Raw genomic sequence first — 23,645 nt, 5'->3', positions numbered from 1 at the left:
GCGGGGTCTCGCTCGGACGGCAGCGCACCTCAGAGGGCGAAGAAGACCGTCTCGCGGTCCCCCTGCAGGTGCACGTCGAAGCGGTAGCCGTCCTCGGCGGGCCGGGCGAGCAGCGTGGCCCGGCGGTCCTCCGGCAGCGCGGCCAGCACCGGGTCCGCCGCGTTGGCGTCGGCCTCGTCGGCGAAGTAGACGCGGGTGACGACGCGGTCGAGCAGGCCGCGGGCGAACACCGAGACGTCGACGTGCGGTGCCTGCAGGCCGCCCTCGCCGTCGGGCACGCGGCCGGGCTTGAGGGTGAACACCGCGAACTCGCCGGTGATCGTGGAGGCGCGCGCGTAGCCGCGGAAGCCGGGGTACGCCGAGGGCCCGCGCGGGTCCTCCGGCGAGGGGAAGCGGCCGTCGGGGTCGGCCTGCCAGGTCTCGACCAGCGCGTCGGGGACGACGTCGCCCGCGCCGTCGACCACCCGGCCGCGGATCCAGAAGCCGGCGGGCGTGCCCTCGGCGGCGGCCCACGCGCCGTCCGGCCAGGTCAGGCCGATCGCGAGGTAGGGCCCGACGGTCGCGCTGGGGGTGGTGCCGAGCCGGAACGGCTCGGTCAGGAAGCCGGTGCCGCGCTGCCCGGAGCGGGGCTGGAAGGGGACGGCCGGGTCCGGCGGGACGTCCAGCGGGTCCACGATCGGGTCCACGATCACGCCACGTCCCCGTCGTCGTCGGTCTCGAAGGGCGTCTGGTCCGTGCCGCGCAGCACGATGTCCCACTCGAAGGCCAGCGCCCAGTTGTCCCGCGTGCGCTCCAGGGAGTGGCGGCTGACCGCCCGGTGCCGGGCCGCCGCGGGGATCGCGTTGAAGATCGGGTCCTGGCCGAACAGCGGGTCGTCCGGGAAGTACATCTGGGTGACCAGGCGCTGGGTGAACGCCCGGCCGAACAGGCTGAAGTGGATGTGCGCCGGCCGCCAGGCGTTGTGGTGGTTGCCCCACGGGTAGGCGCCGGGCTTGATCGTCAGGAACTCGTAGCGGCCCAGGCCGTCGGTGACCACCCGGCCCAGCCCGTCGAAGTGCGGGTCCAGCGGCGCGGGCCAGTTGTCGACGACGTGCCGGTAGCGGCCGGCCGCGTTGGCCTGCCACACCTCGACGAGCGCGTGGGGCACCGGGCGGCCGTCGCTATCCAGGACCCGCCCGTACACGAGGATCCGCTGGCCGATCGCCTCGCCGCCGTTGCGCAGCGTCAGGTCCGCGTCCGACGGCAGCACCTGGTCCTCGCCGAGCACCGGGCCGGTGACCTCGGTGAGCCGGTGCGGCAGGTCCACGGGCGTGCGCAGCGGCGCGCGCAGCGCGGTGCTCCGGTAGTCCGGGAAGCCGACGGGCGTCCGGGTCCCGTCGGGTTCGCGCAGGTACCGCGGCAGGACGAGCCTGCCCTCCGACGTGGTCCCGGTCATGGCGGGAACGTACGTCCGGGCGGCGGCGGCGGGCGAGCGTCGGGTCCCGTCCAGCGGAAGACGCCGGTCGGTCAGCGGGCCGCGGACGACGCCGCGAGCGAGGCCAGGTGGGCGTGCACGAGCGTCACCGCGAGCGCGCCCTCCCCGACCGCCGAGGCCACCCGCTTGACCGAGCCCTGCCGCACGTCGCCGGCGGCGAAGACGCCCGGCGTGCTGGTCTCCAGCAGCGCCGGCGGCCGGTCCAGCGGCCAGGCCGGCGCGACGTCGCCGCCGGCCAGCAGCGCCGCCCCGGTGAGCAGGAAGCCCCAGCGGTCGCGGGCCAGCGTCCCGGCCAGCCAGTCGGTGCGCGGCTCGCTGCCGATCATCACGAACAGCATCCCCGGCTCCTCGGTCTCCGCGCCGGTGTCCAGGTCGCGCAGGACGACGGTCTCCAGGACGTCGCTGCCGCGCCCGCCGGCCACCTGCACGCGGTACCGGACGTCGACCCGCGGCAGCGCCTCGAGCTCGCGGATGAGGTAGTCCGACATCGTCTCGGCGAGCGAGGACCGGCGGACCAGCACGGTCACCCGCTCGGCGTAGCGCGAGAGGTACACCGCCGCCTGCCCGGCCGAGTTGCCGCCGCCGACGACGAACACGTGCCGCCCGGCCATCGCCGGCGCCTCGCTGACCGCCGCCCCGTAGAAGACGCCGCGGCCGGTGAACGCCTCCAGCTCCGGCACGCCGACCCGCCGCCAGGCCGCGCCGGTGGCGATCACCACGCTGCGCGCCCGCACCGCCGTCCCGTCGTGCAGCGTGATCCGGTGCAGCCCGTCCTCGGTGCGCAGCGACGCGGCGGTGCGCATGAAGGAGAACGTCGTGCCGAACGCCCACGCCTGCAGGTAGGCGGAGAACGCCAGCCGGCTGCCGCTCACCCCGGTGGGGAACCCGAGGTAGTTGCGGATCAGCGAGCTGGTGCCCGCCTGCCCGCCGACCGCCTCGCACTCCAGGTGCAGGGTGTCCAGCCCCTCGGAGGCGGCGTACACGCTGGCACCCAGGCCCGCGGGCCCGGCGCCGACGATCGCGACGTCGTGGACGGCGTCGGGGTCCAGCGGGTCGAACAGGCCGAACGCCTCGGCCACCTCGAGGTCGGTCGGCGCCTCGAGCACGGTCTGCTCGGGCCGGAACCGGACGACGACGACCGGCAGCCGCGGCTGCTCCAGCTCCAGGTCGGCGAGCATCGCGCGGCCCTCGGGCGAGCCGGCCTCGTAGATGCCGAGCGGGATGCGGTTGCGGGTCATCTGGTCGCGCAGGTGCTGGGCGTGCGGGTCCCACCGGTGCCCGATGATCCGCACCGCCTCGAAGCCGCCGCCGCGCCGCGAGGACCACTCGTCGAGGATCTCGGTCACCGAGCGGTGGAACTCCTCGTCGGGGCAGCCCTGCGGGGCGTACACCCAGCGGTCGAGCTGGCCGACGGTGATCGCCTCGAAGATCGGCCGGGCGGTCTCGAACGCGCCCCACCGGACCAGCGCCACGGCGATGGCACCGGGGTGCTCCGCGTGGCAGGCGCGCAGCACCTCCAGCCCGTCGGGGTCGTCCTCCCCGAGGCCGCCGAGGAGCACGGCCACCGTCGGGTCGCCCGCGGCGGACAGCGCGGCGTCCAGCTCGCCGCGGCCGGTCCCGGAGACGACGCGGTAGTCGCTGCCGTAGCGGCGCTCGAGCTCCCGGGTGGTCGAGGTCCGCAGGCCGGCGTCCCGGGCGACGACGGCCAGGGCGGTGCCGGTCACGACGCCGCTCCGGACGGGCGGGCGGGGACCGGGATAGGGGCACCGTGCACGGGGCTCTCCGGGTGCGCGCATCCCCCGTGCGGACCGTGGGCGCGGCCAGCCAACCACTCCCCCGGGCCCGCTGTCACCGGGTTCCGGGGCGCCTCCGCCGTCCCTAGACTCCGCGACGTCGGCGACCTCGGCAGGAGGTGCACGTGGCCGCTCCGGCGGGGACGCCCGGGATGCCGCGGACCATCGCGACGCCCGACCAGCGGCTGCGCGTCTTCGTCTCCTCCACCCTCGAGGAGCTGGCGGCCGAGCGGCGGGCGGTCCGCGACGCCGTCGCCCGGCTGCGGCTGACCCCGGTGATGTTCGAGCTCGGCGCGCGCCCGCACCCGCCGCGCGACCTGTACCGCGCCTACCTCGCGCAGAGCGACGTCTTCGTCGGCGTCTACGGCGACCGCTACGGCTGGGTGGGCCCGGACATGGCGGTGTCGGGCCTGGAGGACGAGCTCGAGCTGTCCGAGGGGATGCCGCGGCTGCTCTACGTCCGCACGCCGGCGCCCGGCCGCGACCCCCGGCTGGCCCGGCTGCTCGAGCGGGTGCAGGCCGAGGGCGGCGTCTCGACCACGCCCTACCGCGACCCCGCCGAGCTCGGCGAGCTGGTCGCCGACGACCTCGCCGTGCTGCTGAGCGAGCGCTTCACCCGGTCGGTGCCGGCGCCGCCCGGGCTGGCCGCCGGGTGGCTGCCGACGCCGCCCACGCCGATGGTCGACCGCACCGCGGAACTGGCCACCGTCACCGGGCTGCTGGGCGACCCGGCGGTGCGGCTGGTGGTGCTCACCGGGCCCGGCGGCATCGGGAAGACCCGGCTGGCGCTGGCCGCGGCCGCGGCGGTGGAGCCCGGCCGCGACGGCGTGTGGTTCGTGGACCTCTCCGGCGTCCGCGACCGCGCCGACGTGCCCGCGGCCGTGGCCGAGGCGGTCGGGGTGTCCGCCGAGGGCAGCCGCCCCCTGCTCGACCAGGTGGCCGCCCGGCTGGCCGGCCGCCGGGCGCTGCTCGTCGTCGACAACCTCGAGCAGGTGGCCGGCGCCGCCCCGGACCTCGCGGCGCTGCTGGCCCGCTGCCCGCTCACCCAGCTGCTGGTCACCAGCCGCACCGTGCTGCGGCTGCGCGGCGAGCACGACGTGCCGATCGAGCCGCTGCGGACGCCGGCCGCCGACGAGGTCCCCGGCTCGGCCCCCGCGGTGGAGCTGTTCGTGGCCCGCGCCCGCCAGGCCGACCCCTCCTTCGCGCTCACCGCCGCCACCGCCGGCCCGGTCGCCGAGCTGGTGCGCCGGCTCGACGGGCTGCCGCTGGCGGTCGAGCTGGCCGCGGCCCGGGTGCGCACGCTGCCGCCGCGGCTGCTGCTGGCCCGCCTGGACCGCGCGCTCGACCTCGGCGACCCCGACGTCGACGTCCCCGACCGCCAGCGCACCCTGCGGTCCACCATCGCCTGGAGCCACGACCTGCTCGACGAGCGCGGCCGGGCGCTGCTGGCGCGGCTGTCGGTGTGCGCGGACGGCTGCACCCTCGACACCGCCGAGGTGGTGGGCGCCGGCCGGGGCGAGGACGGGGCCGGCGACCTCGACGTCCTGGAGACGCTGTCGGACCTGGTCGGGCACAGCCTGGTCACCCCCACCGACACCGGCGACGGCGAGCCGCGGTTCCGCATGCTCGAGCTGGTCCGCGCGTTCGCCGCCGAGCGGCTGCGCGAGCGCGGCGAGGAGGAGGCGACCCGGGTCCGCTGGGCGCAGCACCTGGCCCGGCTGGGCGCCGAGGCCGGCGCGGGGCTGGCCGGCCCGGCCGCGCGGCTGTGGCGGGACCGGCTGGACGCCGAGACCGCCGACCTGCGCGCCGCGCTGCGCTGGGCGGTGGCCACCGACCGCGCGGACCTCGCCGTCCGGCTCACCGCGCCGCTGGTCCGCTGGTGGTGGGCGCGCGGGCTGCTGCCGGCGATGGCGGGGCTGGCCGAGCAGACGGCGGCGCTGCCGTCGGCGGCCGCGCTGCCGCCGGACCTGGCCGGCCGGCTGGCCTGGGCGCGGGCCGCGCTGCGGATCGCCCTCGGCGACCGGGCGGGCGCGGCCGGCCTGCTCGACGGCGTGGTCGACGACGCCCGCCGCCGCGACGACGCGTGGCTGCTCGGCCACGCCCTCGGCGCGCGGGCGATGAGCCTGTCCCCGGCCGACCCGCGCGTCGTCCCGCTGCTCGACGAGGCGCTGGACCAGCTGCGGCGCAGCGGCGACGGCTGGTCGGTCGCGTTCAGCGGGATGCTGCGTGTGGGGGTCGCGCTGGCCGGCGGGGACGTGGCCGCCGCCGAGCGGGTCGCGGGCGAGGCGCGGGAGCTGGCCGCGGCGGCCGCCGACGACCAGCTCGCCGCGCTGCTCGGCGACGCCCTGGCGCTGGCCGCGCTGCTGGCCGGCGACCTGCCCCGCGCGCGGGCCCGGCTGGACGAGGCCGTGGCGCTGCACCGGCGCACCCGCGACCTGGAGGGCGCGGCGACCTGCCTGGAGGTGCTCGCCGCGCTCGCCCTCGCCGAGGGCCGGCACGCCGCGGCGGCCCGGCTCGTGGGCGCCGCCGACGCCGCCCGCACCACCCTCGGGGTGGCCCGCTGGTCGCCGCACCAGGCGCTGGCCGACCGGCTGCGGGAGGCGCTGCGCGCCGCGCTCGGGGACGACGGCGAGGCGCGCGGGCGGGCCGCCGGCGCGGCGCTGGGCCCCTGGGCCGCGCTGGACGAGGAGCTGGGCGGGCGCTCCTGATCAGCCGCCCGCGACCGGCGGGTACTGCGGCAGCGGCGCGGTCCCCGGGTGGGCCACGGTGAACCGGGCGAACTCCTCGTCCCGGCCGGGGTGCACGGGGGCGGGGGCGGCGTCCGCCGTCCCGAGCGGCCGGCCCGCCGGCAGCGTGCTGCGGTACCCGACGGCGCGGAAGGCGGCCAGCGGCGCGAGGGACAGGCCGAGGGCGCCCAGCGCGTCGGCGACCGGGTGCTCCCCCAGCGCGAGCTCGGCACCCCCGGGCCGCGCCTGCCAGCGGGCGAGCACCGGGATCCGCGTCTCCAGCAGCCGACCGCCGCGGACCGACCACAGCGTCCGCGCCGGGCTGCCGCGCAGTGCCGGGCCGCGGGCGCGCACGGTGTGCACCAGCACGCCGGCGCCGGCCTCCGACAGCCGGACCCTCTGCCGGCCGGGCTCGTCGACGAAGTCCATGTCGCCCAGCCACTTGGGCAGCCCCCACTCGGCGCGGCCGAGGTCCCGGGCCTCGCGGGAGGTCACCGGCAGCTGCAGCACGAAGCCGCCGACCGCCGGGCGGGCGCCGCGCACCGGCCGGCCCGCGACGACGCCCGCGGTCACGCCCACCTCGCCGTAGGGCGCCAGCACGCGCGTGCCGCCGTCGGCGTCGGTCCAGGTGACGGTGCGGTAGCGGAAGGCGTGCACCGCGACGAGCGTGCGGCCGCCGGGCAGGGCGAGCGGCCGGAGCAGCGGCCGGCCGCCGTCGCGGGGCAGCAGCGCGGCGACCGCGCCGGCCGAGGCGAGGTGGTAGGAGCTGGCCACCGCCGCGTCGTGGTAGGCCAGCGGCAGCCGGACGGGATCGGTCACGCACCCCAGCCCAGCGGGCCGGGACGCGCACCGGCAGGGTCCGAGGTCCTCCGGCTTCCGCTGGGTGGGAGACTGGTGGGGTGGCGGGCGGTGCGGGCGAGCGGGGGCGGTCGGTGACCTCCCGCGCGCTGGCCATCCTCGACGCCTTCGACGCGAGCGCGCCGCGGCTGACCCTCACCGAGATCGCCGAGCGGTCGGGCACGCCGCTGACCACCGCGCACCGGCTGCTCGCCGAGCTCACCGGCTGGGGCGCGCTGGCCCGCCGCGCCGACGGCCGCTACGAGATCGGCCGCAAGCTGTGGGACCTCGGCCTGCTCGCCCCCGTGTCGCTCGAGCTGCGCCAGGTGGCCGCGCCGTACCTGCTGGACGTGCACACGGCCACGCGGGACACCGTCCACCTCGCCGTCCGCGACGGCCTGTCGGCGCTGTACGTCGAGCGCATCTCCGGCCGCGAGTCGGTGCCGGTGGTCAGCCAGGTGGGCAGCCGGCTGCCGCTGCACGCCACCGGCGTGGGCAAGGTGCTGCTCGCCGCCGCCCCCGACGACGTCGTCGCCGAGGCCCTGGCCGCGCCGGCCCGGGCCACCCGGCACACCGTCGTCGAGCCGGCCCGGCTGCGCCGGGAGCTCGCCGAGGTGCGCCGGCGCGGCTTCGCGCGCACCGCCGAGGAGATGTCGCTGGGCACGCTGTCGGTGGCCGTTCCGGTGCCGGTGGAGCGCGGCGGCAGCACCGCCGTGGCCGCGGCGCTGGGGATCGTCGTCCCCAGCCACCGGCGCGACCTCTCCCGGCTGGTGCCGGTGCTGGAGGTGGCCGCGCGGGGCATCGGCCGCGCGCTGGCCCGGGCCGCGCACCCGGGCTGACCGGCACTTCCGCTGGGCGGCAGGCCCAGGTGTCGACCCGCGGACGGCCCGGGTCACACTCGCCGCATGCGCACCCAGGTGGGGATCATCGGCGCCGGCCCGGCCGGCCTGCTGCTGTCGCGGCTGCTCGCTCTGCAGGGCATCGACTCCGTGGTGCTGGAGAACCGCTCGCGCGAGTACGTCGAGGCCCGCATCCGCGCCGGCATCCTCGAGCAGAACACCGTCGACGTCCTCACCGGGGCCGGGATGGGCGACCGGCTGCACCGCGAGGGCCTCGAGCACCGCGGCATCCACCTGCAGTACCCGGGCACGCGGCACACGCTGGACTTCCCCGAGCTGTGCGGCCGGCGGGTGTGGGTCTACGGCCAGACCGAGGTGGTCAAGGACCTGGTCGCCGCCCAGCTCGCCGGCGGCCCGCCGCTGCACTTCGGGGTCTCCGACGTCGCGGTCGAGGACGTCGACACCGACAGCCCGCGCATCCGGTTCACCGGCGCCGACGGGACGGCGCAGGTGCTCGAGTGCGACGTCGTCGCCGGCACCGACGGCTTCCACGGCCCGTCGCGGGCCGTCGTCGCCGAGGGCACCCGGCAGCGGCTGTGGGAGCGCACCTACCCGTACGCGTGGCTGGGCATCCTGGCCGACGCCGCCCCGGCCACCGACGAGCTGATCTACGCCTGGCACCCCGAGGGGTTCGCGCTGTACTCGATGCGCTCGCCGTCGGTGTCGCGGCTGTACCTGCAGGTCGACCCGTCGGAGCGGATCGAGGACTGGTCCGACGACCGCATCTGGGAGGGCCTGGCCACCCGCTTCGCGCACGAGGGCTGGGAGATCAACACCGGCCCGGTGCTGGAGAAGTCGATCCTGCCGATGCGCAGCTTCGTCAGCGCGCCGATGCGCCGCGGCCGGCTGTTCCTCGCCGGCGACGCCGCGCACATCGTGCCGCCCACCGGCGCCAAGGGCCTCAACCTCGCCGTCGCCGACGTCGTCCTGCTCTCCCGCGCGCTGGTCCGGCTGCTGCAGGAGAAGGAGACCGACCTCGCCGACGCCTACTCCGACACCGCGCTGCAGCGGGTCTGGCGGGCCACCCACTTCTCCTGGTGGATGACCTCGATGCTGCACACCACCGGCGACCCCTTCGACGCCGAGCTGCAGCTGTCGCAGCTGCGCCGGGTGTGCTCGTCGGAGGCCGCGGCGCGCGAGCTGGCCGAGAACTACACCGGCCTGCCGTACTAGCCGAGCAGCTCGCGCACCCGGCCGGCGGTGCCCGGCGCCAGCGGCAGGTGCGGCAGCACGCCGGTCACCTCCTCGGGCTCCAGCCCCTGCTCGGCCAGGACGGCCACCAGCCGGGCGGCGCGGTCCGGGGGCACCGGGGAGGGCAGGCCGGCGTCCCGGACGGCGGCCAGCGCGAGGAACAGCGCACCCGAGAGCCCCTCGTCCGGCTCGGGCTCTCGACCGCCGTCCGCCCGGCCCGGCGCCGCCGCGGCGCGGGTGGCGGCCTCGGCGGCGCGGACCAGCGACAGCGGCAGCCCCTCCGACTCCACCTCCAGCAGCGGCGTGCGGCCCAGCGCGGCCAGCACGAGGTGCTCGGCCTCGGTGCGCAGCGGCTCCTCCCACTCCATCGCGTGCACGACCTCGCCGAGGTCGGCGCCGTCCTCGCCGAGGTCGTCGAGCAGCTCGGCCCACCGCGCCGGCCGGGTGCGGCGGGCGCGGTCGGCGGCGAGCACGCAGGTCTCGCGCACGAAGGGCTCGAGGACCTCGCGGTCGAACCGGTCGGCGAACACGGTGCCGTCGGCGTCGACGGCGTTGAGCGCGTCCTGGAAGCTGCCCGGGCGGGCGTCGCCGAGCTCGATCCGGCCGTCCTCCTCGCCGGACAGCGGCTGCCCGGTGGCGGCGCGGTCGCCGATGGTGGTGCCGGTGGCCACCAGCCGGCCGCGCAGCCGCAGGTGGTGCGGCCGGTCGGACAGGCCCACCGCCCAGGCGCAGGCCTCGGCGATCAGCGCCCCGCGGCGCTCCCGGAGCACCTCGCGGCCGAGCAGGCCGACCCAGTCGACGTCGAAGGAGGAGCCGTCGAAGGAGGAGCCGTCGGAGGTCACGCTGTCGAACACCCCTCCTTGCTACCCCTCTCGGAGCGGTCCGCGGAGCAGCGCCTCCACGGTGGCCGCCGCCCCGCGGGTGCGCAGCGAGTCCAGCGCGGCCCGGTAGGCGGCCGCGAAGCGGGGGCGGTCGCCGAGGTCGCCGAACAGCTCGCGGTCGGCCAGCGGCGCGAGCGGGTCCTCCCGGGACCGGCGCGCCGCGGCGACCAGGCGGTCGCGGCGGGCGTCGACGAGGCCGGCGGCGTCCCCGCGCCGCTCGAGCCCGTGCACCCACGCCGCGACCACCGCCGCCGAGCGCCGCACCTCGCCGCCGCGGTCCAGGTTGGCCCGCAGCACCGGGAACAGGAACTGCGGCAGCCGGTCGGAGGCGTGCTCGACGATCCGGGCGAGGGTGTCGCGCACGTGCGGGTTGCCGAAGCGGGTGACCAGCTCGGCCCGGTAGCGGCGCAGGTCGGTGCCCGGGACCGGCGGCAGCGTCGGCGTCCCCTCCTCCTCCAGGTAGCCGACCAGCAGCTCGCGCAGCAGCGGGTCGCGCGTCGCCTCGTGCACGTGCTCGTGGCCGAGCAGCGGGCCGAGGTGGCCGAGCACCTGGTGGCCGGCGTTGAGCAGCCGCAGCTTCATCAGCTCGTACGGCACGACGTCACCGACCACCTGCACGCCGACGTCCTCCAGCGGCGGCCGCCCGGCCGGGAAGGCGTCCTCGAGCACCCACTGCGTCCACGGCTCGCACACCACCGGCCAGCGGTCCTCGACGCCGAAGGTGGCGGCGAGCCGGGCGCGGTCGTCGTCGGTGGTGACCGGGGTGATCCGGTCGACCATCGACGACGGGAACGGCACCTCCCGGGTCACCCACTCGCCGAGGGCGTCGTCGCGCAACCCGGCGAAGGCGGCGAAGCTGCGGCGGGCCAGGGCGCCGTTGGCGGGCACGTTGTCGCAGGAGGCGACGGCGAACGGCGGGAGCCCGCGGGCGCGGCGGCGCACCAGCGCCTCGGTGACCAGGCCGAAGACCGTCGCCGGCGCGGCGCCCGGCCGGAGGTCGGCGACCACGGCGGGCGCCGTCGCGTCGAACTCGCCGGTGGCCGCGGACGCGTTGTAGCCGCCCTCGGTCACGGTCAGCGTGACGATCCGGGTGCCCGGCGCCGCCATCGCCTCGACCACCGCCCCGGGGTCGTCCGGCGCGAGCCGGTAGCCCACGAGCGAGCCGACCACCCGGGCGGTGAGGTGGCCGTCGGGGTGCTTCTCGACCAGCGTGTACAGGCGGTCCTGCGCGGCCATGACCTCGGCCATCCGCCGGTCCGCGGGCAGCACGCCGACGCCGCAGATCCCCCAGTCCTGCCCCGCGCCGGCCTCGAGCAGCCGGTCGAGGTACAGCGCCTGGTGCGCGCGGTGGAAGCCGCCGACGCCGAGGTGGACCACCCCCGGCCGCACCGCGGCGCGGTCGTAGCGCGGCGTCCACACCGACGCGGGCAGCTCGGCCAGCGTCGCGGCGCTCAGCCGGGTCATCGGCGCTCCTCGGGGTCCGGGACGGGACCTCCTCCTACCCCGCCCGGGCGGGCACCGGCACGCGCTGGAGATCGGTGGCGACGACGAGGTCGCCGTCGAACTCCTCCCGCGCCTCGTCCGTGAAGGCGCGCGGGTCGGCGTAGCGCTGGGAGAAGTGGGTGAGCACCAGCGTGCGCACCCCGGCCTGCGCGGCGACCCGGGCGGCCCGGCGGGCGGTGAGGTGCCCGTACCGCTCGGCCAGGGCCTCGTCGGCGGCGAGGAACGTCGCCTCGATCACCAGCAGGTCCGCGCGGTCGGCGAGCGCGGGGACGGCGTCGCACATGCGGGTGTCCATGACGAAGGCGAACCGCTGCCCGGGCCGCGGCGCGCTGACCTCGGCGAGCCGCACGGTCCGCTCCCCCACCCGCAGGACGCCCTCGCGCTGCAGCCGGCCGACGTCGGGACCGGCCACGCCCGCCCCGGCCAGTCGGTCGGGCAGCATCCGGACGCCGTCCGGCTCGGTCAGCCGGTAGCCGAAGGACTCGACCGGGTGGCTGAGCCGGCACGCCTCGAGGACGCCGGCGGGGTCGTCGGCCAGCCGACCGTCCCCGGACACCGGCTCCTCGCGGACCTCGGCCAGGTCGGCGAACGGGGTGGCGTGCCGCAGCCGGTCGAAGAAGGCCTGCCCCGACGCCGGGTAGTGCGCGACCACCGGGTGCGCGACGCCGTCCAGGGACATCCGCTGGACGACGCCGGGCAGGCCCAGGCAGTGGTCGCCGTGGAAGTGGCTGAGCAGGATCCGGTGGACGGCGCTGCTCGGCACCCCGGCGAGCAGCATCTGCCGCTGGGTGCCCTCACCGGGGTCGAACAGGAAGCCGCGGCCGTCCCAGCGCAGCAGGTAGCCGTTGTGGTTGCGGGTGCGGGTGGGCGCCTGGCTCGCGGTGCCGAGCACGACCAGCTCCCGCGCCGCCACCCCCGCGACGCTACCGGCGCCGGCCGCTAGCCGAAGAGGTCGGACAGGAAGGACTCCTTGCGCTTCTTGCCGTGCGTGCCGTAGGAGCCGTGCGACGACGAGTGCGAGGAGCCGCGCACCGCGCCGAGCACCTCGTTCACCACGGCGCCGAGCCCCGCGCCGCCGGCGGCCGGATACTGGCCCCCGTGCTGCTGCGGTGTGCCGTGCTGCTGTGGCGGCTGCTGGGCACCGTGGCCGCCGGACTGCGCGGCGGCCGGCGCGGCGTGCCAGGAGTTCTCGGCGTCGATGAGCCGCTCGAGCTCCCCGCGGTCCAGGAAGATGCCCCGGCACTCGGTGCACTGGTCGACGTGGACGCCGTTGCGCTCGTAGGTGCGCATCGTGCCGTGGCACTTGGGACAGACGAGATCCATGCCGCACGGTACGACGCACGCGGGACCCCCGGAGACCGGGACCGCGTGCCAGGGTGCGCGCCCGTGAGGACAGAGCGCACGGTGACCCTCCGGTTCGGCACGGCCTCCCGGCGGAGCGCCACCCACACCAACCTCTCCGCCGTCCGCAGCGACGGGCCGGTCCTCTGGGTGGCCGGCGACGAGACCGCCACGATCGAGCGGCTGGTGGCCGACGACCCCGCCGACCCCACCTCCTACGGCGACCAGACCAGCTTCTCCCTCGCCGACCTCGTGCCGCTGCCCGGCGGCACCGGCCCCGGGGTCGAGGAGGAGGCGGACGTCGAGGGCCTGGCGCGCACCGGCGACGCGCTGTGGGCGGTCGGCTCGCACAGCCTGCGGCGCCGCCGCATCCGCGACGAGCACGACGGTGAGCAGGCGCTGCGCCGCCTGGCGCGGGTCACCGGCCAGCCGCGCCGGCAGGTGCTGGTGCGCATCCCGGTGGTCGACGTCGACGGGCTGCCCACCCTGGTCAAGGACGACGGCACCCGCAGCGCCGCCGTCTTCGGCACCCGCGGGAGGGACCTGCGCGACCTGCTCGCCGACGACGAGCACCTCGCGCCGTTCCTCCCGATCCCCGGCAAGGACAACGGCCTGGACGTCGAGGGCATCGCGGTCTCCGGCGAGCGCGTCTACCTCGGCCTGCGCGGCCCGGTGCTGCGCGGCTGGGCGGTGGTGCTCGAGCTGCGGCCGGAGGTCGACCGGCGCGACCCCGCCCGGCTGCGCCTGCGGAAGTTCCCCGACGGCCGCCGGTACCGCAAGCACGTGCTGCGGCTGGCGGGCCTGGGCGTGCGCGACCTGTGCCCGCAGGGCGAGGACCTGCTGGTGCTCGCCGGCCCGACCATGGACCTCGACGGCCCGGTGCACGTCTACCGCTGGCACCAGGCCTGCGCGGCGGAGGAGCCGACCGTCGTCCGCGGCGACCGGCTCACCCGCGAGCTGGCGCTGCCCTTCGGCGACGGCGACGACCACGCCGAGGGCATCGGCCTGCTCGGCCCGGCCGAGGACGGCCGGCTGCTGGTCGTCTACGACAGCCCCGCGCCGGCGCGGCTCACCGCCGACGGCGGCGTGCTGGCCGACGTCGTCCGGCTGCCCTGAGTCAGCCGACGCGGACCGGCCGGGCGGCGACGACCCCGGCCGCCGCCAGGCCGAGGCCGACGGCGAGCAGGAGCAGCAGCGGCGCGGTCCACCCGCCGGTCGCCCCCGACAGCGCGCCGACGACGACCGGGCCGAGCGCGCCGACGCCGTAGCCGACCAGCTGGCTCATGCCCGACAGCCGGGCCGCGGCATCGGCGTCGGCCGCGCGCAGCACCACGAGGGTGACCGCCAGCGCGATGCCCGCGCCCTGTGCCAGCCCGCCGACCACCGCCCACGCGGGCCACGCCCCGGGTGCGGCGAGCAGCCCGGCGACCGGCACCACCCACAGCGCGGCCACGCCGAGCGCGAGCCCCGCCTGCCCGGGGCGGCGGGCGAGCACGGCCGGCACCAGCAGGCTGCCCGCGATGCCGAGCACCTGGTAGACGGAGGCGGCCACCGAGCCGGTGGCGGCGTCGGTGCCGGCGCGGTCGGCCAGCAGCGTCGGCAGCCACGCGGTGAGCGAGAAGTACAGCGCGGAGTGCAGCGCCTGCACCGCGGTCACCGCCCACGCGACCGGCGCCCGCCACAGCGGCCGCGCGCGGGCGGAGGAGGCGGCCGGGACGGGAGCGGCGGCGTCGGCGTGCCGCGCGGCCGCCGCCCAGACGACCGCCGCGACGACGGCCAGCAGCCCCTCCGCGGCGAGCGCGCCCCGCCAGCCCAGCACCGCCGCCAGCGGCGCGGTGAACGCCGCGCCCGCGGCGGCGCCGGCCACCAGGGCCGCGGTGTAGAGGCCGGTCACCGTGCCCGCGCGCCGGCCGAACCCCGCCTTGACCACGGCCGGGAGCAGCACGTTGCCCACCGTCATGGCCGCGCCGGTGAGGAAGGTGCCGGCCAGCAGCACGGGGGCGCCGTCGAGGACCCGCAGCCCCTGCGCGACCGCGAGCAGCACCAGCGAGCCGAGGACGGCCGCGCCCGCGCCGACCCGGCGCCCGACGGCGGCCGAGGCCGGCGCCAGCAGCGCGAAGCACAGCACCGGCAGCGTGGTCAGCAGACCCGCGGCGGCCGCGGAGAGGCCGAGGGCGGCGCGGACGTCGTCGAGGACGGGCCCGACGGCGGCGATCGCGCCCCGCAGGTTGAGCGCCGTCAGCAGGACGGCGGCCAGCAGCAGCCGGCCGCCGGGCGAGGCGGCCGGCACGCCCCCATCCTGCGCCGCCGACCGCGGACCCGCCGGTTCCGGACCCGGTGCGGATCGTGAAACACGGGCCGCTAGTGTCCCAGCGGCCCGTGGTCCAGCTCACACAGCGGTGAGCTCGCGGGCGACCCAGGAGGTCCCGTGCGCATCCCCGTCCCGCGATCCCTCGGCCGGTCCGTCCTCGCCCTGGTCACCGGCGCCGCGCTCGTCACCGGCGCCGTCGTCACCGCCGGCCCGGCCGCCGCGGTGCCCGGCAACGGCAACGGCGGCGGGGCCGGCGACGCCGCCCCGACGCTCGTCCGGACCGACGAGGGCAAGCTCCGCGGCACCCGGCTCGACGGGTACCGCACCTTCGAGGGCATCCGGTACGCCGAGGCGCCGGTCGGCGAGCGCCGGTTCCGCCCGCCCGTGCCGGTGCAGCCCTTCCGCGGCGTCGCCGACGCCACCACCCCGCACGAGCCGTGCGCGCAGCTGGCCAACGGCACGACCAACGCGTTCCAGACCTTCAACGAGGACTGCCTGTTCCTCAACGTCACCACCCCGGCGGGCCTGGACGCGGCCCGCTCGGACCTGCCGGTCATGGTGTGGATCCACGGCGGCTCCTGGGTCTACGGCAACGGCGCCGACTACGACGCCTCGACGCTGGCCGTCGAGGGCGACGCCGTCGTCGTGACGATCAACTACCGCCTCGGCCCCCTGGGCTTCCTGGCCCAGCGCGACCTGTCCGCCGGCAACGGCGCGGTCGGGTCCGGCAGCGCCGGGCTGCTCGACCAGCAGGAGGCGCTGCGCTGGGTGCAGCGCAACATCGACGCCTTCGGCGGCGACCCGGACAACGTGACGGTCTTCGGAGAGTCCGCCGGCGCCTCCTCCGTCTGCGCCCAGCTGGCCTCCCCCACGGCCGCCGGCCTGTTCGACAAGGCGCTCGCGCAGAGCTACAGCTGCACCGCCACCTACGACACGCTGGCCACCGAGGAGGCCACCGGCCAGACCGTCGCGACCACCGTCGGCTGCGCCACCGCCGCCGACGTCGCCGCCTGCCTGCGCGCCGCGCCCGCCGAGGCGCTGCTGCGCGCCTGGCCCGGCGGCTCGTTCGTCGTCGGCGGGTCGTCGCTGCCCGAGCAGCCGGGGACCGCGATCGCGGCCGGCCGGTGGAACCGCGTGCCGGTCGTGCACGGCAACCTGCAGGACGAGAACACGCTGTTCACCCCGCTGTCGCTGACCGAGACCCAGCGCCAGGCACTGCTGTCGGCCGACCCGGCCGTCTACACGGCCACGCTGCAGCAGCGGTTCCCGGGCCGGGCCGAGGCGGTGGCCCAGCGCTACCCGCTGGCGGAGTACGGCTCGACGCTGCGGGTGCTGGCGGCCGTGGCCAGCGACGTCGGCAGCGCGCTGTCGACCTGCACCCACGTGGCGGCCCACGACCTGCTCGGCGGGCAGCAGCCGCCGGGGGTCTTCGCCTACTCGTTCCGCGACCAGGACGCCCCGGCCCTGCTGGACTTCCCGTACGACCCGGCGCGCTACGACGAGGGCGCCCAGCACGCGGGCGAGCTGCCGTACCTGTTCCCGGGCCTGTTCGGCGCCCCGCTGACCGCCGAGCAGCAGGCGCTGTCGACGACGATGGTCCGCTACTGGACCAACTTCGCGGCCACCGGCGACCCGAACGGCCGCGGCGTCCCGGCGTGGAACGCCTACCGCACCCCGGCCGACGTCCAGGGCCTGGACGTCGCGTCGCAGGGCGGCGTCGGCCCGGTCGACGTCGCCGCGGACGCGAACTGCGCGTTCTGGGCGACCCGCTGAGCACCTGAGCAGGGCACCCGGGCAGCAGGGCCCCCGGGCAGCAGGGCGCCCGGGCACCACCCCGGGCCCCGGGAGCGGCACGTCCGGTGACCGCCACCCGGGGCCCGGGGCACGTCCCGCCCCACCCGTCCCACGCTCCGAGAGCCGGATCTACTGATCGGTAACGAATGTGGGATCGTCGAGGAACACGTCGAGACGGCGTCACACCGCCGTCAGGAGAGAGGTCCCATGCGGTTGCAGCTTTCCCCGGAGATGGAGGCCTTCCGGGATGAGATGCGCACCTTCTTCACCACCCAGGTGCCGCAGGAGATCCGCGACACCGTCGCGGCCCACCGCCACCTGACCCGCGACCAGTACGTCGAGGCCCAGCGCGTCCTCAACGCCGCCGGCCTGGCCGTGCCGCACTGGCCGGTCGAGTGGGGCGGCCGGGACTGGACGCCGCTGCAGCGCCACATCTGGCGCGAGGAGATGCAGCTCGCCAACGTCCCCGAGCCGCTCGCCTTCAACGCCAGCATGATCGGCCCGGTCATCGCGACGTTCGGCGACCAGGAGCAGAAGGAGCGCTTCCTGGCCAAGACCGCGAGCCTCGACATCTGGTGGTGCCAGGGCTTCTCGGAGCCCGACGCCGGCTCCGACCTCGCCTCGCTGCGCACCACCGCCGTCCGCGACGGCGACGACTGGGTGGTCAACGGCCAGAAGACGTGGACCACCCTCGGCCAGTACGCCGACTGGATCTTCTGCCTGGTCCGCACCGACCCGACCGCGGAGAAGAAGCAGCGTGGCATCTCGATGCTGGTCTTCCCGATGGACACCCCGGGCGTGACCCTCCGCCCGATCCAGCTGATCGACGGCGGCCACGAGGTCAACGAGGTCTTCTTCGAGGACGTCCGCGTGCCCGCCGAGAACCTGATCGGCGAGGAGAACCGCGGCTGGGACTACGCCAAGTTCCTCCTCGGCAACGAGCGCGTGGGCATCGCTCGCGTCGGCGCCACCAAGAAGCTCATCGCCCAGGCCAAGGAGCACGCCCGCGAGGTCGTCGTCGCCGGCCGGCCGCTGTCGCAGGACCCGCGCCTGACCGCGCGCATCGCCGAGCTCGAGAACGAGCTGCTGGCCCTGGAGCTGACCGCGCTGCGCGTGGTCGCCAACTCCGCCGACGGCAAGCCGCACCCGGCCTCCTCGGTGCTCAAGCTGCGCGGCTCGGAGCTGCAGCAGGCCGCCACCGAGCTGCTGGTCGACATCGCCGGCCCGCTGTCGGTCGCGTCCTTCGCCGACGGCGGCTCGCAGGTCCCCCAGTGGGCCCGGGTGGCCACGCCGGAGTACCTGAACTACCGCAAGGTCTCCATCTACGGGGGCTCCAACGAGGTCCAGCGGACCATCATCGCCGGCACGATCCTGGGGCTGTGAGCTAGCAGTGGACTTCCAGTACGACAGCGAGCAGAACGACCTCCGCGAGGCCGTCGCGGGCCTGCTGGGCCGCGCCTACGGCGACAGCGAGCGGCGCCGCCAGGTGGTCGCCACCGACCCCGGCTTCGACGAGAAGACCTGGGCGCAGCTGGCCGAGATGGGCGTCCTCGGGCTGCCCTTCGCCGAGGAGGACGGCGGCATGGGCGCCGGCCCGATCGAGGTGGCCCTGGTGGCCGAGGAGATCGGCCGGGTGCTCGCGCCCGAGCCGTTCGTCGAGGCCGTGGTCCTGGCCGGTGGCCTCGTCGCCGCCGTGGGCACCGCGCAGCAGCGGGCGGCGGTCCTCGGGCCGCTGTCCGAGGGCGGAAGCGTGCTCGCGTTCGCGCACGCCGAGCCCGGCACCCGGTGGAGCCCGGCGGCGTCGGCCGTGACCGCCACGCAGGACGGCGGCACCTGGCGGCTGACCGGCGTCAAGGAGCCGGTGCCGGGCGGCGCCCGCGCCGACGTCCTCGTCGTCAGCGCCGTGACCGAGGGCGGCACCGCGCTGTTCCTCGTCCGGGGCGACGCCGAGGGTCTGACCCGCACCGGCTACCGCACCCACGACGGCACCCGCGCGGCCAACGTCACCCTCGACGGCACCCCGGCCGAGCTGCTCGGCGAGGGCACCGCGGACCGCACCGCCGACGTCGAGCGGGCGCAGGCCCTGGCCCGGATCGCCTACAGCGCCGAGGCCGTCGGGGCGATGGACACCGCGCTCAGGACGACCGCGGAGTACCTGAAGACCCGCAAGCAGTTCGGCGTCACGCTCAACCGGTTCCAGGCGCTGACCTTCCGCGCGGCGGACATGTACGTGTCCCTGGAGCTGGCCCGCAGCACCGCGCTGTGGGCCAGCATGGTGGCCGACACCGGCGGCGACGTCGTCACCGCCGCCGACCGCGCCCGGCTGCAGACCAGCCGCGCCGGCCGGCACGTCGGCAAGGAGGCCATCCAGCTGCACGGTGGCATCGGCGTCACCGCGGAGTACTCGGTCGGCCACTACACCAGCCGGCTGACCGCGATCGACCACCTGCTCGGCGACGGCGACTGGGCCGCCGACCGGCTGGCGTCGGCCGTGGACTCCTACCCGACGGTCGACCCGCTGGGCGCCCCGTACACGGGCTGACCCCCCGCAGCAGCAGCCGGCGGCCGGCGTCCCCTCCGCGGGGGCGCCGGCCGCTGCCGTTCCCGCCGGCCGACCACCTAGGGTCCGGCGGGTGCTCGCCTGGCTCCTGGTCCCCGCCGTGCTCGCGACGGTCCTCGCCTGGGCCGCGGCGCGGCTGGTCCGGCGCCGCGCCCGCGGCCGCCGTGGCGGGCGGCTCGCCGCCGTCCTGGTCGCCGTCCTCGCCTGGCTGGCCGTCGCGGCGGGCGGGCTGCAGGTGTGGGCGCGGGCGTCCCTGGACTCCTCCGGCATCGCCCGCGCGATCGTGTGGATGGACGCCGACGTCGACGACCGGCTCCGGTTCCCCGAGCTGCCGGTCCCGGCCGGCGGCACCCCGCTGCCGCTGACCGCCGGCTCCCTTCCCGCCGGCGTCCTCGACGAGGTCACCGTCCCCGGCGGCGGCACCGAGGACCTCGCCGCGCTGCTGGACCGCACGCAGACCACGGGCTTCGTCGTGCTGCGCGGGAACGAGGTGCTGCTCGAGCGGTACGGCGCCGGCGGCACCCGGGAGACGCCGATGACGTCGTTCTCGGTGGCCAAGTCGGTGCTGTCCACGCTGGTCGGGCTGGCGATCGACCGCGGCGCGATCGGCGGCCTGGACGACCCGGTCACCGACCACGTCCCCGAGCTGCTCGACCGCGACCCTCGCTTCGGCGCCATCACGCTGCGGCACCTGGTGACCATGTCGTCGGGCCTGTCCTACGAGGAGGAGGGCCTGCCCTGGAGCGACGACGCGCTCACCTACTACGACGTCGACCTGCGGCGGCTCGCCCTGTCGGCCGAGGTCGCGCAGGAGCCGGGGCGGGAGTGGCTGTACTGCAACTACAACCCGCTGCTCGTGGGCCTGGTGCTCGAGCGCGCCGTCGGCGAGCCGGTCGAGGACTTCGCCGCCGAGGCGCTGTGGGGCCCGATGGGCGCCGAGGCGGACGCGAGCTGGAGCGCCGACAGCACGGCCGGCGGGTTCCCCAAGATGGAGAGCGGGTTCAACGCCGTCGCGCGGGACTGGGCCCGGTTCGGGCTGCTGTTCGCCCGGGAGGGCCGCGCCGGCGACCGGCAGGTCGTGCCCGCCGCGTGGGTCGCCGAGGCCACCGCCCGGGACACCTCCGCCGACCCGGCCGAGCACTACCAGTACTGGTGGTGGGTCGACACCGAGCGCGAGGGGCGGTTCTACGCCCGCGGCAACAAGGGCCAGTACGTCTACGTCGACCCGGCCACCGACGTCGTCGTGGTCCGGCTCGGCCGCGAGGAGGGCGTCGACGACTGGCCGGCGGTGCTCCGCGACGTCGCCGACCGGGTGGGCTGAGCGGGCGGCCCCCTGCAGGGGGGCGCCCCCTCAGTCGCCGACGATGGCGCGGCGCAGGTCCTCGGCGTCGGCGCGCACCTGGTCGAGCACGGCCGCGACGCCGTCCTCGCGCAGCAGCCCGCCGCTGAGCCGCTCGACCGGCACCGGCACGTGCTCCGGGTCGGCGTGGCGGGCGCCGAGCTCGAACGCGACCCGCAGCAGCGTGCCCTCGGCGGAGGTGGGGTCGTCGACGGCGGCCAGCGGCGCGACCATCGCCGGCGGGAAGCCCCACTGTTCCAGCGCCACCGCGGACAGCCGCAGCGCGGAGATGCCGTACCGGCACACCTCCGCGGTCCGCCGGGCGGCGAAGGGACGCTGACCGGCGGCCAGCTCGCGGTAGCCCTCCTGGTCGGCGGCGTGCAGCAGCGCCACGCCGACCTGGGCGAGCAGCCCGAGGCACAGGGCGTCCTGCGGCCGGCTGCCGAAGCGCGGGGCCAGCGCGGAGGCGGCCAGCGCGATGCCGGTGCTGGTCTCCCAGAACCGGTCGGGCAGCTGCGACTCGTCGTCCAGGCAGGTCAGCGCCACCGTCGCCATGGTGCGCACCGCGGTGAACCCGATGACGGTGACGGCGAACTGCAGCGTCGTCGCCCGCCCGCTCATGCCGAAGTAGGCCGAGTTGGCCAGCTTCATCACCCGGCCGGCCAGGGCGACGTCGGCGGCGAGCACGTCGGCGAGGGTGCGGGCGCTGGCGTCCTCGGTGTTGGCGACGGCCACCACCTGCGCGGCGACCGGGTGCTGCGCGGCCATGGTGTCGATGCCGGCGAGCAGCCGGTCCAGGTCCACCGCGGGGCGGGACAGGGGCACCGCGGTCACCGGGCACCCACCCAGGTGGCGACGGCCGCGCCGTCCATCGGCTCGGCCAGGGAGAAGCCCTGCAGGTAGGTGGCCCCGAGCTGGCGCAGCGCCACGGCCTGGGCGGAGGTGGCCACGCCCTCGGCGACGGTGGACAGCCCCAGGCTGCGGGCCAGCGCGATGACGGCGCTGGCGATCTCGACGTGCCCGTCGGCGAGCTCGGCCACGAAGGACCGGTCCACCTTGAGGCAGTCGACCGGCAGGTGGCGCAGGTAGGCCAGCGACGAGTAGCCGGTGCCGAAGTCGTCGATCGCCAGCGCCACCCCGAGGTCGCGCAGCCGCTGCAGCAGCGCACGGGCGGCGGCGGGGTCGGTCATGAGCGCGGACTCGGTGATCTCGATCGACAGCCGGGCCGGGGCGACGCCGTGCCGGTCCAGGGCGGCGACCACCTCGCCGGGCAGGCCGGCGTCGAGCTGCAGCGCCGAGACGTTGACGTTGACCTGGGGCGGCGCGGCCGCGCCGAGCGTGCGGTCCCACTCGGCCACCTGGCGGCACGCCTCGTCGAGGACCAGCAGCCCGAGCGCGCCCACCAGCCCGCTCTCCTCGGCCAGCGGCACGAACGTCGCGGGGCTGATCGGGCCGCGCTCGGGGTGCACCCAGCGGGCCAGCGCCTCGACGGCCTCCAGCGAGCCGTCGGCGGCGGAGACGATGGGCTGGTAGTGCAGGCCGATCCGCCGCTGCTCGATGGCGTCCCGCAGGTCGGCGACCAGCCGCAGCTTGTCGCGGGCCTCGGCGCGGCCGGCGCGGTCCAGCACCCGCACCCGGCCCTTGCCGCCGGCCTTGGCCTGGTACATGGCGATGTCGCAGTCGCGGACCAGGTCCGCGGCGTCGGCGTGCTCGGGGGCCTGCACGGTGACGCCGACGCTGCAGTGCGGCCGGAACCGCACGCCGGCCAGGTGCACCGGCACCGCGAGCGCGGCGACGATGCGCTCGGCCAGCGCGGCGGCGTCGGCCTCGTCGACGTCCTCGCAGACGACGACGAACTCGTCCCCGCCGAAGCGGGCGACCAGGTCGCCGGGGCGGACCGTGGCGCGCAGCCGCCCGGCGACCTCCACCAGCAGCTCGTCGCCGGCCTCGTGGCCGAGGGAGTCGTTGACCACCTTGAAGTCGTCGAGGTCCAGGAACAGGCAGGCCAGGCCGCCGCCGGCGGTGAACCGGCCGGCGAGGTGCTGGTCGAGCAGGGTGCGGTTGGGCAGGCCGGTCAGCGGGTCGTGCTGGGCCTGGTGCGCCAGCCGCGCCTCGAACGCCATCCGGTCGGTGACGTCCTCGACGGTGCCGAGGAAGCCCGCGCCCGCGCCCGGGGTGAACACGTGCCCGAAGCGCAGCACGGTGGTCCGCTCGGTGCCGTCGGGGCGCACCAGGCGCGCCAGCACCTCGCCGTCCCCGCCTTCGAGGACGGCGGCCACGACCTCCACGACGGCGCCCAGGTCGTCCTCGTGCACGCAGCCGGTCCACCCGGTGCCCAGCAGGACCTCGGCGGGCCGCCCGGCCAGCCGGCAGAACGCGTCGTTGACGTGCGCCAGCCGCATGCCCTGCTCGGACAGCAGCGTCGGGACCGGCGAGCGCTCGCTCAGGGTGGCGAAGCGGCGCTCGGCGGCGTCGGCGCCGGCGCGCGACACCCGGTCGGCGTTCCCGGCCCCGGGCGTGATCGCCAGCGTCCACGCGTCCCCGGCCGGCGCGGGGGTCGCCCGCACGACCGCGTCGGTCAGGCCGCCGTCCGCGGTGCGGACCGGCAGGGCCAGCCGGGAGGTGTGCTCGCGGCGCAGCAGCAGCGGGAGCTCGCCGGCGGCGAGCGTGGGGACCAGGTCGGTGACCGGCCGCCCGGCGAGGTCCTCCGGGGCGGGACCGAGCAGCCGGACGGCGCCCTCGTTGGCCCAGGTGACCCGCGGCGCGTCCCCGATGGTCTCGGCCACGAGCAGGGCGGTCCCCTCGCCCCCCGCCGCCGCGGAGAAGACCGCGGCCACCACCTCCGGGGTCACGGCACCGGCCGGACCCGTGACGGGCGGGCTGGCGGGCACGGGCGTCCTCCTCGACTGCGTCGGCCTGCACGGTCGGTGTCCCCGCACGGGGACACCCCCGCTGCGTCGGCACCGGCGGGGCCGGACTGCAGCCGGGGACGCCGT

Annotated in this window: 19 protein-coding genes; 8 read left to right on the top strand and 11 right to left on the bottom strand. The window is 77.1% G+C overall.

Annotation, left to right across the window (positions count from 1 at the left end):
* Positions 1-29: 29 nt before the first annotated feature.
* From pcaG to ACI8AB_RS07930, 3 genes are all read right to left on the bottom strand, one after another.
* Entirely contained in the window at positions 30-692 is a 663-nt protein-coding gene (gene pcaG, locus ACI8AB_RS07940; RefSeq protein WP_456949663.1) for a protocatechuate 3,4-dioxygenase subunit alpha, read from the bottom strand.
* Positions 689-1,435, bottom strand: a complete 747-nt coding sequence (gene pcaH, locus ACI8AB_RS07935) for a protocatechuate 3,4-dioxygenase subunit beta (protein WP_456949662.1) — start codon at positions 1,433-1,435, stop codon at positions 689-691. Before pcaH ends, pcaG begins: the two co-directional genes overlap by 4 nt.
* 71 nt (positions 1,436-1,506) lie before the next feature.
* Positions 1,507-3,198, bottom strand: coding sequence for an FAD-dependent oxidoreductase (locus ACI8AB_RS07930; RefSeq protein ID WP_456949661.1), 1,692 nt, complete (start codon positions 3,196-3,198; stop codon positions 1,507-1,509).
* 194 nt (positions 3,199-3,392) lie between these two features.
* Here ACI8AB_RS07930 and ACI8AB_RS07925 point away from each other — a divergent pair, with 194 nt between their 5' ends.
* On the top strand, positions 3,393-5,975 hold the full coding sequence (locus ACI8AB_RS07925; protein ID WP_456949660.1) for an ATP-binding protein: 2,583 nt from the start codon (positions 3,393-3,395) through the stop codon (positions 5,973-5,975).
* Here the strand turns inward: ACI8AB_RS07925 and ACI8AB_RS07920 are convergent, their stop codons facing one another.
* Entirely contained in the window at positions 5,976-6,812 is an 837-nt protein-coding gene (locus ACI8AB_RS07920; RefSeq protein ID WP_456949659.1) for an acetoacetate decarboxylase family protein, read from the bottom strand.
* Positions 6,813-6,892: 80 nt separating this feature from the next.
* Between ACI8AB_RS07920 and ACI8AB_RS07915 the strand changes: the two genes are divergently transcribed.
* Together ACI8AB_RS07915 and ACI8AB_RS07910 are read left to right on the top strand one after the other, a co-directional pair.
* Positions 6,893-7,669 carry an IclR family transcriptional regulator gene (locus ACI8AB_RS07915; protein WP_456949658.1) on the top strand — a complete coding sequence of 259 codons (777 nt, stop codon included), beginning with the start codon at positions 6,893-6,895 and terminating at the stop codon, positions 7,667-7,669.
* Between the two features lie 66 nt (positions 7,670-7,735).
* Positions 7,736-8,902 (top strand): 4-hydroxybenzoate 3-monooxygenase, encoded by a 1,167-nt coding sequence (locus tag ACI8AB_RS07910; protein ID WP_456949657.1) that lies wholly within the window; start codon positions 7,736-7,738, stop codon positions 8,900-8,902.
* Here the strand turns inward: ACI8AB_RS07910 and ACI8AB_RS07905 are convergent.
* Genes ACI8AB_RS07905 through ACI8AB_RS07890 form a run of 4 tightly spaced genes read right to left on the bottom strand, consistent with a single transcriptional unit; the run spans position 8,899 to position 12,627 of the window.
* Positions 8,899-9,774, bottom strand: a complete 876-nt coding sequence (locus ACI8AB_RS07905) for a hypothetical protein (protein WP_456949656.1) — start codon at positions 9,772-9,774, stop codon at positions 8,899-8,901. The genes ACI8AB_RS07910 and ACI8AB_RS07905 overlap by 4 nt on opposite strands.
* A 9-nt stretch (positions 9,775-9,783) precedes the next feature.
* Positions 9,784-11,265, bottom strand: coding sequence for a mannitol dehydrogenase family protein (locus ACI8AB_RS07900; protein ID WP_456949655.1), 1,482 nt, complete (start codon positions 11,263-11,265; stop codon positions 9,784-9,786).
* Between the two features lie 34 nt (positions 11,266-11,299).
* Positions 11,300-12,217, bottom strand: coding sequence for a ribonuclease Z (locus ACI8AB_RS07895; protein ID WP_456949654.1), 918 nt, complete (start codon positions 12,215-12,217; stop codon positions 11,300-11,302).
* A gap of 26 nt (positions 12,218-12,243) precedes the next feature.
* Positions 12,244-12,627, bottom strand: a complete 384-nt coding sequence (locus tag ACI8AB_RS07890; RefSeq protein ID WP_456949653.1) for a TFIIB-type zinc ribbon-containing protein — start codon at positions 12,625-12,627, stop codon at positions 12,244-12,246.
* 63 nt (positions 12,628-12,690) lie between these two features.
* Here ACI8AB_RS07890 and ACI8AB_RS07885 point away from each other — a divergent pair, with 63 nt between their 5' ends.
* On the top strand, positions 12,691-13,761 hold the full coding sequence (locus ACI8AB_RS07885; protein WP_456949652.1) for a DUF3616 domain-containing protein: 1,071 nt from the start codon (positions 12,691-12,693) through the stop codon (positions 13,759-13,761).
* A 1-nt stretch (position 13,762) separates the two neighbouring features.
* On the opposite strand, the gene ACI8AB_RS07880 is transcribed toward ACI8AB_RS07885, so the two are convergent.
* Positions 13,763-14,935, bottom strand: coding sequence for an MFS transporter (locus ACI8AB_RS07880; RefSeq protein ID WP_456949651.1), 1,173 nt, complete (start codon positions 14,933-14,935; stop codon positions 13,763-13,765).
* Between the two features lie 138 nt (positions 14,936-15,073).
* Here ACI8AB_RS07880 and ACI8AB_RS07875 point away from each other — a divergent pair, with 138 nt between their 5' ends.
* From ACI8AB_RS07875 to ACI8AB_RS07860, 4 genes are all read left to right on the top strand, one after another.
* A complete protein-coding gene (locus tag ACI8AB_RS07875) occupies positions 15,074-16,729 on the top strand; it encodes a carboxylesterase/lipase family protein (RefSeq protein WP_456949650.1) in 1,656 nt (551 codons plus the stop codon).
* A 228-nt stretch (positions 16,730-16,957) separates the two neighbouring features.
* Positions 16,958-18,133, top strand: coding sequence for an acyl-CoA dehydrogenase family protein (locus ACI8AB_RS07870; RefSeq protein WP_456949649.1), 1,176 nt, complete (start codon positions 16,958-16,960; stop codon positions 18,131-18,133).
* A 7-nt stretch (positions 18,134-18,140) separates the two neighbouring features.
* Positions 18,141-19,292 carry an acyl-CoA dehydrogenase family protein gene (locus ACI8AB_RS07865; protein ID WP_456949648.1) on the top strand — a complete coding sequence of 384 codons (1,152 nt, stop codon included), beginning with the start codon at positions 18,141-18,143 and terminating at the stop codon, positions 19,290-19,292.
* Positions 19,293-19,383: 91 nt separating this feature from the next.
* Entirely contained in the window at positions 19,384-20,631 is a 1,248-nt protein-coding gene (locus ACI8AB_RS07860) for a serine hydrolase domain-containing protein (protein WP_456949647.1), read from the top strand.
* A 30-nt stretch (positions 20,632-20,661) separates the two neighbouring features.
* Here ACI8AB_RS07860 and ACI8AB_RS07855 read toward each other — a convergent pair whose 3' ends face one another.
* Positions 20,662-21,483, bottom strand: coding sequence for an HDOD domain-containing protein (locus ACI8AB_RS07855; protein ID WP_387989944.1), 822 nt, complete (start codon positions 21,481-21,483; stop codon positions 20,662-20,664).
* The gene (locus tag ACI8AB_RS07850) at positions 21,480-23,540 is read right to left on the bottom strand and encodes a putative bifunctional diguanylate cyclase/phosphodiesterase (protein ID WP_456949646.1); all 2,061 of its coding nucleotides are present in this window, start codon (positions 23,538-23,540) and stop codon (positions 21,480-21,482) included. The genes ACI8AB_RS07855 and ACI8AB_RS07850 overlap by 4 nt, the downstream gene beginning before the upstream one ends.
* Positions 23,541-23,645: the final 105 nt, after the last annotated feature.

It is taken from the genome of Geodermatophilus sp. SYSU D00698 (genome assembly GCF_054050335.1).
The sequence above is the reverse complement of the archived record's forward strand: the minus strand, read 5'-3'. Positions and strand labels throughout refer to the sequence as shown.